The organism is Methylomagnum sp. (assembly GCF_054333355.1).
Genome location: NZ_JBTEKS010000081.1, coordinates 1 through 14320 on the forward strand (window position 1 = coordinate 1; position 14320 = coordinate 14320).

Annotated in this window: 16 protein-coding genes; 14 read left to right on the forward strand and 2 right to left on the reverse strand. The window is 59.0% G+C overall.

Annotated features, from left to right (window positions below; all coding sequences use genetic code 11):
- Window positions 1-91 precede the first annotated feature (91 nt).
- From ACXWUF_RS08555 to ACXWUF_RS08570, 4 genes are all read left to right on the forward strand, one after another.
- Window positions 92-655: a 1,2-dihydroxy-3-keto-5-methylthiopentene dioxygenase gene (locus tag ACXWUF_RS08555; RefSeq protein ID WP_458494247.1), complete on the forward strand. Its 564-nt coding sequence runs from the start codon at window positions 92-94 to the stop codon at window positions 653-655.
- On the forward strand, window positions 652-1332 hold the full coding sequence (gene mtnC / locus ACXWUF_RS08560) for an acireductone synthase (protein WP_458494248.1): 681 nt from the start codon (window positions 652-654) through the stop codon (window positions 1330-1332). Before ACXWUF_RS08555 ends, mtnC begins: the two co-directional genes overlap by 4 nt.
- A gap of 308 nt (window positions 1333-1640) precedes the next feature.
- Window positions 1641-2234, forward strand: a complete 594-nt coding sequence (locus ACXWUF_RS08565; protein WP_458494249.1) for a YcbK family protein — start codon at window positions 1641-1643, stop codon at window positions 2232-2234.
- A 173-nt stretch (window positions 2235-2407) separates the two neighbouring features.
- Complete coding sequence (locus ACXWUF_RS08570) at window positions 2408-2635, forward strand: hypothetical protein (protein ID WP_458494250.1); 228 nt, start codon at window positions 2408-2410, stop codon at window positions 2633-2635.
- A gap of 259 nt (window positions 2636-2894) precedes the next feature.
- Here ACXWUF_RS08570 and ACXWUF_RS08575 read toward each other — a convergent pair whose 3' ends face one another.
- The gene (locus ACXWUF_RS08575) at window positions 2895-4577 is read right to left on the reverse strand and encodes a L,D-transpeptidase family protein (protein ID WP_458494251.1); all 1683 of its coding nucleotides are present in this window, start codon (window positions 4575-4577) and stop codon (window positions 2895-2897) included.
- Between the two features lie 189 nt (window positions 4578-4766).
- Between ACXWUF_RS08575 and ACXWUF_RS08580 the strand changes: the two genes are divergently transcribed.
- From ACXWUF_RS08580 to ACXWUF_RS08620, 9 genes are all read left to right on the forward strand, one after another.
- Window positions 4767-5240, forward strand: a complete 474-nt coding sequence (locus ACXWUF_RS08580; RefSeq protein WP_458494252.1) for an SUF system Fe-S cluster assembly regulator — start codon at window positions 4767-4769, stop codon at window positions 5238-5240.
- Window positions 5241-5245: 5 nt separating this feature from the next.
- Complete coding sequence (gene sufB, locus ACXWUF_RS08585; protein ID WP_458494253.1) at window positions 5246-6691, forward strand: Fe-S cluster assembly protein SufB; 1446 nt, start codon at window positions 5246-5248, stop codon at window positions 6689-6691.
- 287 nt (window positions 6692-6978) lie between these two features.
- Entirely contained in the window at window positions 6979-7293 is a 315-nt protein-coding gene (locus ACXWUF_RS08590) for a DUF4160 domain-containing protein (protein WP_458494254.1), read from the forward strand.
- Window positions 7283-7540 (forward strand): DUF2442 domain-containing protein, encoded by a 258-nt coding sequence (locus tag ACXWUF_RS08595; RefSeq protein ID WP_458494255.1) that lies wholly within the window; start codon window positions 7283-7285, stop codon window positions 7538-7540. The genes ACXWUF_RS08590 and ACXWUF_RS08595 overlap by 11 nt, the downstream gene beginning before the upstream one ends.
- A gap of 16 nt (window positions 7541-7556) precedes the next feature.
- Window positions 7557-8321: a Fe-S cluster assembly ATPase SufC gene (gene sufC / locus ACXWUF_RS08600; RefSeq protein WP_458494256.1), complete on the forward strand. Its 765-nt coding sequence runs from the start codon at window positions 7557-7559 to the stop codon at window positions 8319-8321.
- A 15-nt stretch (window positions 8322-8336) separates the two neighbouring features.
- Window positions 8337-9644: a Fe-S cluster assembly protein SufD gene (gene sufD / locus ACXWUF_RS08605; RefSeq protein ID WP_458494257.1), complete on the forward strand. Its 1308-nt coding sequence runs from the start codon at window positions 8337-8339 to the stop codon at window positions 9642-9644.
- A gap of 92 nt (window positions 9645-9736) precedes the next feature.
- Entirely contained in the window at window positions 9737-10966 is a 1230-nt protein-coding gene (locus tag ACXWUF_RS08610; RefSeq protein WP_458494262.1) for a SufS family cysteine desulfurase, read from the forward strand.
- 121 nt (window positions 10967-11087) lie between these two features.
- Entirely contained in the window at window positions 11088-11546 is a 459-nt protein-coding gene (sufU, locus tag ACXWUF_RS08615) for a Fe-S cluster assembly sulfur transfer protein SufU (protein ID WP_458494258.1), read from the forward strand.
- Window positions 11547-11551: 5 nt separating this feature from the next.
- Window positions 11552-11863, forward strand: coding sequence for a non-heme iron oxygenase ferredoxin subunit (locus ACXWUF_RS08620; RefSeq protein ID WP_458494259.1), 312 nt, complete (start codon window positions 11552-11554; stop codon window positions 11861-11863).
- 15 nt (window positions 11864-11878) lie between these two features.
- Here the strand turns inward: ACXWUF_RS08620 and ACXWUF_RS08625 are convergent, their stop codons facing one another.
- Window positions 11879-13555 carry a hypothetical protein gene (locus tag ACXWUF_RS08625; protein WP_458494260.1) on the reverse strand — a complete coding sequence of 559 codons (1677 nt, stop codon included), beginning with the start codon at window positions 13553-13555 and terminating at the stop codon, window positions 11879-11881.
- A gap of 103 nt (window positions 13556-13658) precedes the next feature.
- Between ACXWUF_RS08625 and ACXWUF_RS08630 the strand changes: the two genes are divergently transcribed.
- Window positions 13659-14081, forward strand: coding sequence for a hypothetical protein (locus ACXWUF_RS08630; protein ID WP_458494261.1), 423 nt, complete (start codon window positions 13659-13661; stop codon window positions 14079-14081).
- The last annotated feature ends 239 nt before the right edge of the window (window positions 14082-14320 follow it).

The following is a 14320-nucleotide window of genomic DNA, read 5'->3' on the forward strand; positions in this document are numbered from 1 at the left end:
GGGGAGCCACGGTCGGGGACGCCCTGCGCCATGTCGAGGCGCTGGAATTTTTATTCGATCTGGAAACCCGTCTGCACGGAGTCAAACCCTTATGAGCCTTTTAAGCATCCATTCCGCCACCCGGCCCGAAGAGGCCGAAATCATCCGTGACCCGGAGCAAATCGCGGAAAGACTGTGGGAGATCGACGTCCTCCTGGAATGCTGGACCGCCGCCCAAGAATTCGCGCCGGACGCCGACATGGACACGGTGATCGCCGCCTATCAGAAATCCATTGACCATCTGATTGACCGCTACGAGTTCAACACGGTGGATGTGGTCAGCCTGCGCCCGGATCATCCGCAAAAGGCCGAGCTGCGCGCCAAGTTCCTGAGCGAGCACACCCACGACGAGTTCGAGATGCGTTTCTTCGTGGAAGGCAAAGGCATCTTCTACCTGCATGCCGACGACAAGGTGTACGTCGTGCTGTGCGAACAGGGCGACCTCATCAGCGTGCCTGCCATGACCCGGCATTGGTTCGACATGGGCGAAACCCCCAGCTTCAAGTGCATCCGCTTCTTCACCACGCCGGAGGGCTGGGTCGCGTCGTTCACCGGCGACGACATCGCCGCCCGCTTCCCCACGTTCGATCAATTCCTCGCCAGCCACGCCGCATGATTCAAGCGATTCTTACCGACATCGAGGGCACCACCTCGTCTTTATCCTTCGTCAAGGAGGTGCTGTTCCCCTATGCCCGCGAACGCCTCCCGGCGTTCGTGGCGGCGCGGGCCAATGACCCGGAGGTCGCCCGCCTGCTGGCCGAAGTGGGCGAACTGGCCGGCGCGACCTTAAGCACTGACGAGGCGGTGGCGCAGCTTATCCAATGGATCGACGAGGACCGCAAGGCCACGCCGCTCAAGGCGCTGCAAGGGATGATCTGGGAGCAAGGCTATCGGAACGGCGATTTCCACGGCCACATCTACGAGGACGCCGTGCGGAAGCTGCGCGAGTGGAAAGCGGCGGGGCTGGGGCTGTATGTGTTCTCGTCCGGCTCGGTCCACGCCCAGACATTGCTGTTCGCCCACACCGAATACGGCGACCTGACGCCGCTGTTCTCGGGCTATTTCGACACCCGCGTCGGTCCCAAGCAACAGCCCGAGTCGTATCACGAGATTGCGCGGCAAATCGGATTCGCGCCCGAAACGGTGCTATTTTTGTCCGATATTGAGGCGGAATTGGACGCCGCCCGTAGCGCTGGCTTCCGCACCTGCAAATTGGTGAGGTCGCCGCCCCCCGTCGGACCCGGAACCCATCCCGAAACCGGGGATTTCGACGGCATCAATGTTTCCGATTAGAAAATAATAAATTCTCCTATCGAAAACTTTCTTTTTCGCTTCCCGGCCAAGCCCTTAACTCAGTGCGATTCCGGGAGGCACACCCAATCAATGGCACATATCGTGCTAATAAATTCAGCGCATTAAAGGGTTGATCCGACTCCACTTTAGCAAGTAAAGTGCGAGCCTTCGGCAAGGGAAATATTTCCCGCCCCGGCATCGAAAAATTCCCCGCCCGCGCCCGCCGGTTTGGGTAAGAAGGACTCACGGGAAATTCCTCGATGCTTACGCGAAGACCTAGTTCACTCTTATTGAAGAGGCCTGAGCCTATGAGCAGAGACCAGCACTCCATTGTCAAGCATCCGTCTGATTTCAATTCTCCCGGCATTTCCCGCCGATCCTTCCTCGCCCGAGCTGGCCTCGCCGCCGTAGGCACCTTGCTTCTCCCCTCCGCCGAAGCCATCGGCAAGACCTTCAGCCGGGAGCGCACCCTCTCCCTGCACAACGTCAACACCGACGAGGAACTGAACATCGTGTGCTGCCCGGAGCAGTATTACGACCGGGGAATGATCCAGCGCTTCAACACCTTCCTGCGCGACCACCACGCCGACGAAGTCCGCGCCATGGACCCCGCCCTGATCGACCTGCTGTACGCCATTTCCGCCTTCACTGGCAGCACCGGCACCATCAAGATCATCTCGGGCTACCGCTCGCCGGAAACCAATAGCTGGCTGCGCAAGATGAGCCACGGCGTCGCCGAACACAGCATGCACATCGAGGGCAAGGCCATCGACATCCGCATGTCCGACGTGAGCGTACACACCATCCGCCAGGTAGCGCTCGCGCTCCAACAGGGTGGCGTCGGCTATTATCCGCGCCGCGATTTCGTGCATATCGACACCGGCAGCATCCGTTCCTGGTAAGCGTTTCGCCCCCCGGCCCGATTGGCCGGGAGCGGATTGAAACAAACAAACCTGATAAGCTTCCCGCTTGGGCGGCGGTTCCTTCCCGCCGCACTATCAGTGCGTTCCCGCACCCAATCAAATTTTCTTCCCCTTTCCCACACTCGGCCAACGCGCTGAGAGAGAGTCCCACCATGAATATCGACGCAGACGGCAACATGGAGTTGACCGCCGAGGAAAACCAAGCCTTGATGGACCAGTTGGAAATCGCCGCCGGCGATTATGACGACCCGCCCGTGGAGATCGAATGCACCGCCATGGAGGACGGCGCGGCGACCTTCAAGGCGACCAACACCAAGACCGGCAAGGAAGTGGTGATGGTGTTTGATTTCATGGAAGACGAGGACGGCGACGAGGAATGATTCCCGGATAGACCGGCTCGGTTTTTGAAACCAAGTCGGCCTAATTCCCCGTAAAACAGAAAGGCCGCCCGCGCTCCCATCTGGACGCGCGGGCGGCCTTTAGATTTTGTAGGTTGGGGTGAGGAACGAACCCCAACGGTTTTGGGGTGGGGTGTGTTGGGGTTCGTCTCACCCCAACCTACCTGAAAAACCCTGTTAGCTGGGTTTGGCGGCTGGGGCTTCCCGGCCCCGAAGCCATCACCCCATCAACAACCGGCCATCAAGCCGGATACGGGAAGCCCTTCGCCAGCAAGGCTTGCAGCGTCTGGTCGTGGCCGTAGATGTCCTGGTAGAAGCTGACCCGTCCGTCCTTGTCCGCCATCACGGTGGAGTAATAGATGTACACCGGGATCGGCTTCTTCAGCGTGACCACCTTCTGATTCTCCGCGTTCATGGCGGCTTCGATCTTCTCCCGCGTCCACTCGGTCTGCTCCGCCAGCACCCATTCCGCCAGCTTGGTCGGATCTTGCACCCGGATGCAGCCATGGCTGAAATCCCGCCGGGTCCGCTGGAACAGAGCCTTATTGGGCGTGCTGTGCAGATAGACGTTGTTGTTGTTGGGGAAGGTGAACTTCACCAAGCCCAGGGCGTTCTTCTCGCCCGGCTTCTGGCGGATGCGGAGGGCGCCGCTGGCCAGCGCATCGGCAATATCGCCATCGTAACCAGCACTCGCCCCGCGCCCCGAGACAATCTCCATGTTGTTGCGGGCCAGATAGCCCGGATTCCGGCGCAACGCGGGCACCAATTCCTTGACCGCGATGGTGGGCGGCACATTCCAATAGGGGTGGAAGGTGACGTAGGTCATGTCCGAATGGAAAATCGGCGTGTTGTGCCCGTCCTCCGCCTCGCCCACGATGACGTTCATCTGCAAGTCGTGGTGGCCGAAGCCCTCCCCGGACCGCGAACCATAAAGCTGGAACGACGGGATGTTGACGAACAGATACAGCCCCTTGACGTCATCGGGCAGCCAGCGCAGCCGCTCCAAGCCAAGCTGAATCTGCTTGACCCGCTCCGCCGGCGGCACATTGAGCGCCGCGACGGTGCCTTTGCCGATGACGCCATCGGTGCCCAGGCCATGGCGCTGCTGGAAGGATTTCATCGCCGCCACCAACTCGGCGTCATAAGCCTCCGGGTTCTCCGCGCCCGGCGCGACCTGCGGCAAGTCGCCCAGCGCCGCCAAGTAGCGCCGCACCGCCGGAATATCCTTGTGGTGCCCGCCGGGGCCGAATTTGGGCGGAAACGATACCGACAGCGCAGGCGTGTCTTTCGCGAGCGCACGGTAGCGGACCAAGGCTTCCTTGAGCGATTTATAAACCGGCAGCGTCGGCTCCATGCCATTCACCAGCGCCTTGGGGCTGTCGCTCTGGGCGATTTTCTGCACCAGATTGGGCAGGTCCACCTTCTTGGGTTCGATGCTCAGCCCGAAGTTCGCGTTGCGCGGATTGACGCGGCCCAGATAAAGATTGGAGAGATAGCGCATCGCCGACAGGCTCAACGCCGTGTCGAAGCTGGCGATTTCGCGGGGGGTGGGCGTGATGACCAGTTCCGGCGCGGCCAGCCATTTCCGTAACGGCTCGGCGTCGTAATCGGCGGCGCTCAAGCCTTGGTCGTCCGCTTCCGCCAAGCTCTCGATCATCGCCACGGCTTGCGCGGTGGGATAGCCCTCCTTGACCCACAGCGGCTCCAGGCCGTTCTGTTTATAGAGCTGATCCAGTTGCGCCTGGAAGTCGGGGAAGCTGCCCCAACGCAGCCGGGGATTCACCCCGTCCCGCAACAGGCTTTGAATATGGGTGGAGGGTGTGTCGGAAATGGGTTCCTGTGCCCACGCCTCGGCGGCGAACAGCACAAGCACCCAAAAAACGAGCCGAACAAGGCCCGCAAGCTGTGAATTGATTTTTGTCATCGAAGATTTCCGGCAGGCAATCGAGGCGCTTTGAGCGCCTTCAAAATAAGAATACGGAGTACGAATCGGCTGCGAAGTATAACGCCTAACGCCCGGCGTTCGGCCCCCATGGTTTGCCCCCGATAATATCCTAGTGCTTTACTTGGGATTTAAACAGGACTAGACTGGTACTCAATAGAGAGGTGTTCCATGCTGCGCATCAGCAAACTGACCGACTACGCCATCATCGTCCTGGGCCAAATGGCCCGGCATCCCCAGCAAACCTTCGCCGCGACCGAATTGGCGGAGTCAGCGGGCGTGGCCGTGCCCACGGTCAGCAAGGTCTTGAAAGCGCTGACCCGCGCCCAAGTGCTCACCTCCACCCGGGGCGCGAAGGGCGGCTACCAGTTGGCGAACCCGCCGGAGCGCACCACGGTGGCCAGCATCATCTTCGCGCTCGAAGGCCCGATTGCCCTCACCGAATGCGGACTTGAGCAGGATTCTTGCCAGCAATCGTCCTCCTGCCACACGCGGGGCCACTGGAACATCATTACCCGGGCCATCAACACCGCCTTGGAATCGGTCACGCTGGCCGACATGGCAACGCCGATGACGCAGACCCCGGACGAGATTCACATCCCTCTCAGCCAAATCACCGTACAGCCGAAACGATTCGCGGAGTAAAACTCATGGCCGCCACAGCCGAAGCACTCGACAAGATCATCCACAAGGAATACGCGCCGGGTTTCGTCACCGACCTGGAATCCGACACCCTCCCGCCCGGTTTGAACGAGGACGTGATCCGCGTCATTTCCGCCAAGAAGAACGAACCGGACTGGATGCTGCAATGGCGGCTGGAAGCCTACCGGCACTGGCTGACCATGACCGAACCCAAATGGGCTTATGTGAATTACGAGCCGGTCGATTACCAGAGCATCAGCTATTACTCGGCCCCGAAAACCAAGGAAGGCCCGAAAAGCCTGAACGAGGTGGACCCGAAGCTTTTGGAAACCTATAAGAAGCTGGGCATTCCTTTATATGAGCAGGAACGCCTGGCCGGGGTCGCGGTGGACGCGGTGTTCGACAGCGTGTCGGTCGCCACCACCTTCAAGGACAAGCTGGCGGCGGCGGGCGTGATTTTCTGTTCCATGTCGGAAGCCATCCAGAAGCATCCCGATTTGGTCCGGCAATATCTCGGCAGCGTGGTCCCGACCGGCGACAACTTCTTCGCGGCGCTTAACTCGGCGGTGTTCACCGACGGCTCGTTCGTGTTCATCCCCAAGGGCGTCCGCTGCCCGATGGAGCTGTCCACCTACTTCCGCATCAACGCCGCCAAAACCGGCCAGTTCGAGCGCACCCTGATCGTCGCGGAAGAAGGCAGCCACGTCAGCTATCTCGAAGGCTGCACCGCGCCCATGCGCGACGAAAACCAATTGCACGCCGCCGTGGTGGAATTGGTCGCCCTGGATAACGCGCAAATCAAATATTCCACCGTGCAAAACTGGTATCCCGGCGACGAGGAAGGCCGGGGCGGTATTTATAACTTCGTCACCAAGCGCGGTGATTGCAGGGGTTATAAGTCGAAGATTTCCTGGACTCAGGTGGAAACCGGCTCGGCCATTACCTGGAAATACCCAAGTTGCATACTGCGTGGCGATGAATCGGTAGGCGAGTTTTATTCCGTGGCTGTGACCAATCATTGCCAGCAAGCGGATACCGGCACCAAGATGGTCCATATCGGCAAGAACACCACCAGCACGATTATCTCCAAGGGTATTTCCGCCGGACGGGCGCAGAATAGTTACCGGGGCTTGGTGAAGATTTTGAAAAGTGCCGAGAATGCCCGCAATTACACCCAGTGTGATTCGCTGCTCATCGGCGATAAATGCGGGGCGCATACGTTTCCGTATATCGAGGTTAAGCAGCCGACGGCTAGGCTGGAACATGAGGCCACCACCTCGAAAATCAGCGATGACCAGCTTTTCTTCTGCCAGCAGCGGGGCTTATCCGCCGAGGATGCGGTGTCGATGATCGTGAATGGCTTCTGTAAGCAGGTATTCAAGGAACTGCCGATGGAATTCGCGGTGGAGGCGCAGGCGTTGTTGGGGATTAGTTTGGAAGGCAGTGTGGGTTAGCTATCTTTATCCTGCAAGCGGAACTGATAATTATGAAAAAGGTTCAATACCAAGTAAAAAGCGGAAAAAATACTGGGATTATATTGACCCCTCATTTCTATGAGGGTGGTTATTACTTGGCACACAAGACAAACTCCCGGAATGACCCAGGGGGTATTCGTGTTAAGACAGAAAGCGAACTCATAGACTTAGTAGAACGAGGCTATCACGTACGCATGAGTAATCTCGAATACAAACATCCTTCATCAACGGTGAAGCCTGAAATTATAGAATAGCCTAAATTAGCTATGCCTAAACTCTACGAATATTTCGGCTTAATTGTTCTGTTCTATTCAAACGAACACGAGCCAATTCACGTCCACGGCAAATATCAGGACCGGGAAAGCAAAGCGGAAATCATCATCGTCGAGGGAGAAATCAAGGAAATCCGAATTACCCCCGTGCGCGGGCGGCGTCCATTGGAAGGCAATGCGCTACGGGATTTCGAAATCTTAGTCCGGAATTTTTCCGCCGAGATTGTGCAAAAGTGGGTTGACTACTTCGTTTATCACAAACATATCAGTGCCGTAAAAATTCAACGGAAACTTACCGATGAACGCTGAAGAATTAGTTATAGACATAGAAAACGCGAAATATGTCGGAGATTATCGACTAGAACTTTCGTTTTCCGACGGTATTACACGAGTCGTGGATTTCAGTTCGTTTCTAGGTCGCTCTTCCCATCCCGACATTCGCAAATATCTCAATAAAGAACTATTTAGCCAGTTCACCATCGAGAATGGTGACCTGATGTGGGGAGATTATGACCTGTGTTTCCCCATCGCCGACTTATACGACGGCACGATTTAAATTTTAGGAATCAACCATGCTAACCATCACCAACCTCCAAGCCAAAGTCGAAGACAAACCCATCCTAAAAGGCATCAGCCTGGATGTAAAACCGGGCGAAGTCCACGCCATCATGGGACCGAACGGCTCGGGGAAAAGCACCCTGGCCCATGTTTTGGCCGGTCGTCCGGGTTATGAAATTACCGGCGGCAGCGCGATTTTCAAGGATCAGAATCTCCTCGACATGAAACCCGAGGAACGCGCCCGCGCCGGGGTATTCCTGGCCTTTCAATACCCGGTTGAAATCCCCGGCGTCAGCAATATCTATTTGCTGAAAGCCGCCCTCAACGCCATCCGCAAATCCCGTGGCGATAGCGAAGTGGACGCCATGGATTTTCTGCAACTGGTCAAAGGCAAAATCCGCGCTTTAGGGCTGGACGAACAATTCCTTTACCGGGGCATTAACGAAGGCTTTTCCGGCGGCGAAAAGAAGCGCAACGAAATCCTGCAAATGGCGGTATTGGAACCCAGCCTTTGTATCCTCGATGAAACCGACTCGGGACTCGACATCGACGCCCTCAAAATCGTCGCCGACGGGGTGAATTCCCTGCGTTCGCCGGATCGCTCCTTCATCCTGGTCACGCACTATCAACGCCTGCTCGACTACATCAGGCCCGACGTGGTGCATGTGCTGGCCCATGGCCGCATCGTCAAATCCGGCGGGCCGGAACTGGCGCTGGAATTGGAAGCGCGGGGCTACGGCTGGATCGACCAGTCCGCCGCCGCCGCCAGCGCCGCTTAATCCGGGAGTATCCGCATGAGTTACGCCGAACAATTCCGCGACCTCGCCCCGATTCTGCCGGGCCAGGATTTGCCCTGGCTGCAAGCCCTGCGCCGCGAGGCGTCGGAGCGTTTCGCCGTCGGTGGTTTTCCGTCGCCCCGCGAGGAGGAGTGGAAATACACCAACGTCGTTGCCCTAGAGAAAAAGCTGTTCAAGCCCGCCAGCGGCGCGGAGTCCGGCCCGGTCGATATGGATCTGATCGAGCGCTACCGTTTGAACGACGCTATTTCCTTGGTCTTCGTGGACGGCATTTACCAAGAAACATGGTCGGACCTGGGTGGACTGCCCGACGGCGTTGTTGTGGCGTCTTTGGTGGACGCGTTGGAACGCTGCCCCGAACGGGTAGAAGCCCATTTCAACCGGATCGCGGCGCGGGAAGAACATGGCTTCACGGCCTTCACCACGGCCTATTTCCGGGATGGCTTGTTCGTCCACGTCCCCGCCGGGCGGGTACTGACCAAGCCGCTGCAAATGCTGCATATCTCGACCCGTGCCGATGGGCTGTCCGCGCTGCGCCATCTGATTGTGCTGGACCGCAACGCCGAGGCACAAGTGGTGGAAACCTATGTGGGCGTGGCGGGTGTCGGTTATCTCACCGCCGCCGTGACCGAACTCAGCCTGGGCGAAAACGCCGGGCTGGAGCATTACAAGCTGCAAGCCGAGACCGACAAGGGCTACCACTTCGGCGGCGTGTATGCCGAGCAGGCCCGCTCCGCCCGGTTGCGCCAGCACAACGCGGCCTTCGGCGGCTTGCTGGCCCGCACCGAGATTCATAGCGAACTTAGGTTAGGCGCGGAATGCGAACTGGACGGGCTGTTCCTGGCTTCGGGCCGCCGTCACCTCGACACCCACACGATAGTCCGCCACGCCGCGCCCAATGCCACCACGCGGGAAACCTATCGCGGCATCGCCTCCGGGCGGGGGCGCGGGGTGTTTTCCGGGCGCATCGTGGTGGAGAAGGATGCCCAGAAGACCGACGCCGAGATGAGCAGCCGCAACCTGCTGTTGTCCGACGACGCCGAGATCGACAGCAAGCCGCAATTGGAAATCCACGCCGACGACGTGAAATGCGCCCACGGCGTCACCGTCGGCCAGTTGGACGCCAACGCGGTGTTCTACCTGGAATCGCGCGGCATCGACGAGGCGTCCGCCCGCAACATGCTGACCTTCGCCTTCGCCAATGAACTGGTGGACAAAATCCGGCTGGATGGATTGAAAGAATTGGTCCGGGCCGAATTACTCGCCGCTTTACCACAATCCGATATACGGGGAGATTGGCTATGAATACCGCCACCGCCCGCCAAATCAAGCACCCGCCGCGACCGGGTTTCGGAGACGCCATGAACATCATTGAAATGCCAGACACCCGGTTGCGGATGGTCGATCCCGGCTACGACCTCGCCTCGATCCGGGAGGATTTCCCCATCCTCAAGCAGACCATCCACGGCAAGCCGCTGGTTTACCTGGACAACGCCGCCTCCACGCAAAAGCCACGGGCCGTCATCGACAGCATCCGCAAGGTCTACGAGGAGGACTATTCCAACGTGCATCGCGGCGTGCATTCCCTCAGTCAGCGCTGCACCGAGCTATTCGAGGGCGCACGGGAGAAGGTCCAGCATTTCCTGAACGCCAAGCACAGCCACGAGATTATCTTTGTGCGCGGTGCGACCGAGGCCATTAACCTCGTAGCGCAGAGCTATGGCCGCAGCAAGATCGGCGCGGGTGATGAAATCCTCATCACCGCCATGGAGCATCATTCCAACATCGTGCCCTGGCAAATGTTGTGCGAGCAAACCGGGGCGGTGTTGAAAGTTGCGCCCATGGACAAGCAGGGCGAGTTGCTGATGGACGAATTCGCCGCGCTCCTATCTGACCGCACCAAGCTGGTGGCGGTGGTCCACATGTCCAACGCCCTCGGCACCATCAACCCGATCAAGCAAATCATCGACCTGGCCCACGCTCGCGGCGTGCCGGTGCTGGTGGATGGCGCTCAATCGGCCCCGCATCTGGCGGTGGATGTGCAAGCGCTGGACTGCGATTTCTACGCGCTATCCGGCCACAAGCTGTACGGGCCGTCCGGCATCGGCGTGTTGTACGGCAAGGAAAGTCTGCTGAAAGCCATGCCGCCTTACCAGGGTGGCGGCGACATGATCCGCCGGGTGACGTTCGAGAAGAGCGAGTACAACGCCCTGCCCTACAAGTTCGAGGCGGGCACGCCGAACATCGCCGACACCATCGCTTTCGGCACGGCGCTGGATTATGTGCAGGCCATCGGTTTGGACGCCATCGCCGCCCACGAACATCGGCTGCTGGATTACGCCACCCAACGGGCGGCGCACGTTCCCGGCCTGAATCTGGTCGGCACGGCGGCGAACAAGGGCGCGATTCTGTCCTTCACGCTGGACCGCATCCATCCGCACGACATCGGCACCATCCTCGACCACTTCGGCATCGCCATCCGCGCCGGGCATCATTGCGCCATGCCGGTGATGGATTTCTACGGGGTTCCGGCCACGGCTCGGGCTTCGTTCGGGCTGTACAATACCTTCGAGGAAGTTGATATTTTGATGGATGGCATCCGCCAAGTAATTGAAATTTTTGGGTAAATAAACCCCTCCCCGGCCCTCCCCTTATCAGGGGAGGGAGAAATCCCCCCTTATCACGGACGCTCTTAAAGCCCCCCTGATAAGGGGGGTTGGGGGGTTAAAACTCTCTGGAATACAAACCATGCTTGACCAAATCCGCGACCTCTACCAAGAAGTGGTGTTCGACCACAACCGCAACCCCCGCAATTTCCGGGTGATGGACGACGCCAACCGCAAGATCGAAGGCTTCAACCCGCTGTGCGGCGACCGCATCACGCTGTACGTGAAGGTCAACGACGGCGGTGTCATTGAGGACGTGAGTTTTCAGGGTTCCGGCTGCGCCATTTCCACCGCGTCGGCCTCGCTGATGACCGAGATCGTCCGGGGCCAAACCGAGCAGGAAGCGGAGCAGTTGTTCGAAACTTTCCACCGCGTCACCACCGGCAAGGATGGCGACGCGGTGAATCTAGAGGAAATCGGCAAGCTGGCGGTGCTGGCGGGCGTCAGGGCTTATCCGGCGCGGGTCAAGTGCGCGACGCTGGCTTGGCATTCGTTGCAGGCGGCGCTTAAAAACGAAGGCGAGACGATCAGCACGGAGTGATACCAATGTCCGAATGGATCGACGCAACCCGCGAAGGCAGCCTAGCCGATGGTGAACATATTGTGGTGGATATGGACGGCGTGAAGGTCGCGGTATTCCGCGTCGAAGGCCAGTATTACGCCATCGAGGACAAATGCACCCACGACGGCGCGGAAATCGCCAGCGGGCGCTTAGAGGGCTGCGAGATTATCTGCCCCCGGCATGGGGCGCGGTTTTGCTTGAAAACCGGGAAAGTATTGAAGCCGCCAGCTTATGAAGATATTGCGACCTATCAGGTGCGGGTGACGGAGGGACGGGTATGGGTTCGGGAGGGGTAATCTTTCCGGCCATGCCTAAACGCGGGATGAGGAAGGCTTGGCGCGAGAAGCAGCCAGAGTCATGCGGGTGAAGGATAGGGTCTGCTCACAAATCTGGCCGAGATAAGGCCGGGGAGGCTGGTTCCTGCCCTCGATCAACAACTCGCTGTTGACCCGGAACACCCTCGGCGGCACCACCAACTCGGGATCGTGGCGAAGGATACGGTCGGCGGGCAGCAACAAGCCCTTGCCCTTGCCGGTGCCGTCGGACAGGCGGATGTCCACCACCTCGGCGTTGGGCGACAACAGCTTGATGCCGAAGCGCACGCCGGTCTCCTCCCGTCTCAGCCAGCGCACCGTGCCCAGGAACATGGAGCCGCCATCCTCAACGATGCCGATGGGCACCCCGATTTGCAGATCGACGCAGCCCGCCCCGGTAATCAACACGCAATAGCCGTGAGGGCTGGTGTTGACCAAGGCGCCGCTCAGGGCTTGGCCCTTGGGAACCAGCGCGGGGTCGGGTGCCGCCGCCGGGGGATCATTCAAATAGTTCCACTCGTCCAACACGATCCGCTCGGAGAAAGTGTCATGTTTGCTGGATTCGAGCGGCACGAGTTCGTAGCGGCTGCGCTTGGTCCAGTCAATCGGGCTGAGATTGTCCAAGGGCATGTCCGAATGGAAAGCGCCGCCGCGCCCGCCCGTGGAGGACAAGGCGTCAATGATGTCGGACAGGCCAATGAACAGGCCGCATTCGTGGTTGGTCTGCAAGCGGCTGGACTTCCGGTTCTTCCCCCCGCACAGGCTTTTCGCCAGAACGGTCTGGATATGCCGGTTGTGGGCGTCGCCAAAATGATTGCCCTTGACCGGCAGCGGGTCCTTCAGCAAGGCGGACACCAAATCCCCCGTGCCGAAGAATCGGTCGGCGGGATTCACCTTGCACTCGTCCGGGCAGGTGATCGGGGCGCGGTCATCGTCCAGGCTGAAATAGAACCGGCCCGGCTCACGGTCCGGCGGCAGACGCTGTTCCAAGCTCACGGCGTCCGCCAAGGTTCCCAGTATGCCGAAGACATGCCGCATGTCCCGTGGCCTAAACCGCCCGCCGCCCCCCAGGGCGAATAGCAATATCCGCTTGAAGGTGCCCCGCACGGTCTTGCAGGCCGGTGGCTCATCCTGATTGTCCACGGCGCGGGAGATCACGCCGAACTCCTCGGCTTGGCGGTAAACCCGGTAGACCGCCGGCCAGAACCCCGCCTCCGGCTCCTTGTAAAGCTGCGCCATGCTAAGGAGATATTGCCCCCAGTGCCGCAGAGAGTGGTACGAAGCCTGGCACAGCTCCTCCCGTTGCCACAGGCTGCCCAGCAAGCGCTTGGCGGGGCACGCCAATGAGTAGGCGACCGCCATCTCCCGGTACAAGGCCGCGCCCAGTTCGGCGCTGCGCACGGTGGGAAGCTGGGGCATGGAGGTGGACAGCAGGGGCTTTTCCGTCCGCTCCACCAACATCGAAACGTATGGCTCCAGCACATCGGCCATGCCAAAGCGGATGGACGGCTTAAGATGGACGCTGGCGTTGAAGGTCCGCAAGGCTCTGAGCAAGGCAGCGAGGCAGTAGGCGGTATTGGTGAAGGGAAGCTCCGCCAACCACTCCCGCAAGGCGTTGGGCGTGGCATCGGGCAGGGGGATGGGAGCCTCGGGCTTTTCGATGCGAGCCATCATTGGGGTATGCGCGGATAAATTGCCCAACGCTTGGTTCCTCTTAATCTGTAATGACTTCCAAATCCACGCCGAGGAATATTGATAGAAAAACTAGGCAAACGGTATGAATTCCGGGACAACACCGAAGCAGGCGTTCCTCTGGAATGGCACGTTCTTTTTGATGCCCCGAATAGTCATTATTCACCAATTATACAAAAGCGTGACATTTACATGGATGAATGATCCCGTAAAGCCAAATACCGGGCAAGGCATTTTACCTGGGCAAAAAGGTGATTATTCACTTGGATTTACCCCCCGATTTGCGCTAGGTAGACGGCGCGTCGATCCTGAGGACCAGAAAGCATCCCCGCTAGAAGGAAGGTTTCAAATATCAAAAAACAACAAAACCATTGATCTCACAAAATTTATCCTAAGCCATCCATCGCGCTTAATTTCAGACTCCAAGGTATTACCGCCTGATAGTCTTTATTTTCCTACGGATAAAACAACTGGAAGCGCCGGGGATAATAACAACCAATGGTGCTAGTTCATCTTGGCGGGGCCATGGGCTGGGACTACAGTGGCCGGTGTTCGACCAAAAACACGCTAGCCACCGAGGTTCCAGCCATGACCGACGAAGACTTCATCATCGACCTGTTCTGCCGAGTAGACGACCGGATGAAGGAGGTTCCACAGCATTCCCAAGCGGCGCTCTGGCCCAGCGAGGTCGTCACGCTCGGGTTGTTGTTCGCGATCAAGGGGGTGGGCGAGCGGGCCTTCCACCGC

Excerpts from the sequence above, each read along its gene's own strand:
- mtnC (WP_458494248.1), top strand. The coding sequence starts at position 652 with ATGATTCAAGCGATTCTTACCGACATCGAGGGCACCACCTCGTCTTTA.
- sufD (WP_458494257.1), top strand. The coding sequence starts at position 8,337 with ATGAGTTACGCCGAACAATTCCGCGACCTCGCCCCGATTCTGCCGGGC.
- ACXWUF_RS08625 (WP_458494260.1), bottom strand. The coding sequence starts at position 13,555 with ATGATGGCTCGCATCGAAAAGCCCGAGGCTCCCATCCCCCTGCCCGAT.
- ACXWUF_RS08580 (WP_458494252.1), top strand. The coding sequence starts at position 4,767 with ATGCTGCGCATCAGCAAACTGACCGACTACGCCATCATCGTCCTGGGC.
- ACXWUF_RS08575 (WP_458494251.1), bottom strand. The coding sequence starts at position 4,577 with ATGACAAAAATCAATTCACAGCTTGCGGGCCTTGTTCGGCTCGTTTTT.
- ACXWUF_RS08590 (WP_458494254.1), top strand. The coding sequence starts at position 6,979 with ATGCCTAAACTCTACGAATATTTCGGCTTAATTGTTCTGTTCTATTCA.
- sufB (WP_458494253.1), top strand. The coding sequence starts at position 5,246 with ATGGCCGCCACAGCCGAAGCACTCGACAAGATCATCCACAAGGAATAC.
- ACXWUF_RS08555 (WP_458494247.1), top strand. The coding sequence starts at position 92 with ATGAGCCTTTTAAGCATCCATTCCGCCACCCGGCCCGAAGAGGCCGAA.
- ACXWUF_RS08565 (WP_458494249.1), top strand. The coding sequence starts at position 1,641 with ATGAGCAGAGACCAGCACTCCATTGTCAAGCATCCGTCTGATTTCAAT.
- ACXWUF_RS08630 (WP_458494261.1), top strand. The coding sequence starts at position 13,659 with ATGAATTCCGGGACAACACCGAAGCAGGCGTTCCTCTGGAATGGCACG.
- ACXWUF_RS08570 (WP_458494250.1), top strand. The coding sequence starts at position 2,408 with ATGAATATCGACGCAGACGGCAACATGGAGTTGACCGCCGAGGAAAAC.
- sufC (WP_458494256.1), top strand. The coding sequence starts at position 7,557 with ATGCTAACCATCACCAACCTCCAAGCCAAAGTCGAAGACAAACCCATC.
- sufU (WP_458494258.1), top strand. The coding sequence starts at position 11,088 with ATGCTTGACCAAATCCGCGACCTCTACCAAGAAGTGGTGTTCGACCAC.
- ACXWUF_RS08595 (WP_458494255.1), top strand. The coding sequence starts at position 7,283 with ATGAACGCTGAAGAATTAGTTATAGACATAGAAAACGCGAAATATGTC.
- ACXWUF_RS08620 (WP_458494259.1), top strand. The coding sequence starts at position 11,552 with ATGTCCGAATGGATCGACGCAACCCGCGAAGGCAGCCTAGCCGATGGT.
- ACXWUF_RS08610 (WP_458494262.1), top strand. The coding sequence starts at position 9,737 with ATGGTCGATCCCGGCTACGACCTCGCCTCGATCCGGGAGGATTTCCCC.